Source organism: Achromobacter semiaridum (assembly GCF_053543755.1).
The window spans coordinates 8,191-10,781 of the sequence record NZ_JBLVOL010000101.1 but is presented as its reverse complement, the minus strand read 5'-3'; the positions used below and the strand labels follow the sequence as shown (position 1 = coordinate 10,781).

Genomic DNA, 2,591 nt, shown 5'->3' with positions numbered 1-2,591 from the left:
AAGGCGAACGCTGGGGCATGGACCTGTTCCACCCCCAGGCGCTCAAGGACATGGGCGTACAGGTGGGCATGGGCGCTGCCGCCGGTGCCATGGCCGGCGCGGCGGTCGACTTGCTTAGCGCGGGCCTGAGCCTGGGCACCGGCATGCTGATCGGCGCGGCGGCGGGCGGCTTGTGGCAGGGCGTTGAAAAGCTGGGCAAGCGCGTGGCCGGCAAGCTGCGCGGCTGGCGCGAGATCAGCGTCGACGATGCCGTGCTGCGCTTGCTGGCGCTGCGCCAGCGCCAATTGATCGACGCGCTGGAACGTCGCGGACACGCCGCGCGCGAGCCATTGAAACTAGCCCTTCCGGATGATGAGGCCTGGCGCAAGGGCCCTTTGCCGGAAGCCTTGAAGGAAGCGCGCAGCCGTCCGGAATGGTCCGCGCTGGGCAAGCATTACGAAGACAGCGACCGACGCAAACGCACGGTCCATGAGCTGGCGCGCACGCTTGCCGCATCTGCCGCATCGTCCGGCCCGGCCATCGAATAGCCCGTCATTGCGCAGCGCGCGGCGCACCCTTTTGCACCGCGAAAGTGCACCATTCCAGGCGGACGGCAAGCGCGGACTAACCCCAATCCAAACCGATTGACGCTTAAACGAATGCGTCTATAAGATTCGATCTGCATCGGCGCGGGCCTGCCCCCGCCATGACAATCACAAGGGGTTGGATCTATCGTGAAGTCGAAGTCCTCTGCAGTGATTCCCGGCATCGCCTTTCACGGCCAGCGCGCGGTACGCCCCGCGTGCCGCGCCACCCCGCACCGCCTTTCGTCGTAAGCAGCAACGCCATGCCCCGGAACCCGTTGGGGCTGGGGCCCTGTCACTTCTGTCGCGCAATCCGCGCACCACACGGAGCATGAGGGCTATGCGTACTTTTCCTCACTTGAAGCAAGCTGCGCTGGCGACCGCCATTGCCGCGTCAATGGCGTTCAGCGCCGGCGCGGCCGCCAAGACCTTTCACTGGGCGTACCAGGGCGACGCCACCTCGATGGACCCGATGGCGCTGAACGAGACGTTCACGCTGGGCTTCCAGGGCAACATCTACGAAACGCTGGCCGGCTATGACGGCAACCTGAAACTGACACCGCTGCTGGCCGAAAGCTGGGAAAACCCCGAGCCCACCAAATGGGTCTTCAAGCTGCGCAAAGGGGTGAAGTTTCATGACGGCTCGCCGTTCACCGCCGACGACGTGATCTTTTCCTGGAAGCGCAGCCTGACGCCCGGTTCGGACATGAAGGGCTACGGCGCCAAGGCATCCGACATCAAGAAAGTCGACGACTACACCGTCGAAGTCACCACCCCCACGCCCAACCCCATCCTGCCGCGCGAATGGGTGTTTCTGTACATCATGAGCAAGACCTGGGCGGAAAAGAACAAGACCACCGAAGCCACCAACGTCAAGGGCGACAACCAGGGCAACTACGCCAACCTGAACGCCAACGGCACCGGTCCGTTCATGCTGGTGTCGCGCCAGCCCGATGTGAAGACGGTGCTCAAGCGTTATGACGGTTACTGGAACAAAGACATCAAGACCAACGTCGATGAAGTCATCTTCCAGCCGATCACCCAGGAAGCCACGCGCGTGGCCGCGCTGATCTCGGGCGAAATGGACTTGGTGCAGCCCGTGCCCGTGCAAGACTGGAAGCGCCTGGAAGACGCCAAGGGCGTCAAGCCGCTGACGGCGCCCGAAGCGCGCGCCATCTTCATCGGCATGGACCAGGACCGCGACGAACTGCTGTTCTCGGACGTCAAGGGCAAGAACCCGTTCAAGGACGCCAAGGTGCGCGAAGCCGTCGTGCTGGCCGTGGACACCAAGGCCATCAACGACAAGATCATGCGCGGGGCGGCCAAGCCGCTGGGCTCGTTGGTCGCCACCGCCATCAACGGCTACGCGGATTCGTATGGCGCGCCGTACAAGCCCGACCCCGAACGCGCCAAGAAGCTGTTGGCCGAAGCGGGCTATCCAAAGGGCTTCACCGTCACCATGGATTGCCCCAACGACCGCTACGTCAACGACGAAAAGGTCTGCCAGGCCGTGGCCGGCATGCTGGCGCGCGTGGGCATCAAGATCAATCTGCTGGCGCAGACCAAGTCCAAGTACTTCGGCAAGATCCTGCTGCAAGCGGGCAACCAGACCAGCATGTACATGCTGGGTTGGACGCCCAGTTCCACCGACGCACACAACGCGCTGCTGAATCTGGCGGCGTGCCGCGATGCGAAGACGGCGGCCGGGCAGTTCAACCTGGGCGGCTACTGCAATAAAAAGGTGGACGATCTGACCAACAAGATCGGCGTCGAAACCGATCAGACAAAGCGCAACGCCATGATCAAGGAAGCCTTCGAGATCGTGCGTAGCGACTATGGCTATCTGCCCTTGCACCAGCAGCCGATGTCGTGGGGCGTGAAGGACAACATCAAGGTGATCCAACGCGCCGACGACGTGCTTGACCTGCGTGACGTGGTGTTGCCGTAACCGCCTGACCCACACCTATCTGACTAGTTGAGCCCCGGATGGCGCAAGCCGTCCGGGCGCGCCCGGCCCCGCCCCCGGTT

Annotated in this window: 2 protein-coding genes; both read left to right on the top strand. The window is 63.5% G+C overall.

All coding sequences use genetic code 11. The features are described 5' to 3' along the window. On the top strand, positions 1–527 hold a 527-nt coding region (locus tag ACNPP0_RS23115), incomplete at its 5' end, for a DUF3482 domain-containing protein (protein WP_448707106.1). A 376-nt stretch (positions 528–903) separates the two neighbouring features. Continuing rightward, positions 904–2,511 carry an ABC transporter substrate-binding protein gene (locus ACNPP0_RS23110; RefSeq protein ID WP_448707105.1) on the top strand — a complete coding sequence of 536 codons (1,608 nt, stop codon included), beginning with the start codon at positions 904–906 and terminating at the stop codon, positions 2,509–2,511. Positions 2,512–2,591 lie beyond the last annotated feature (80 nt).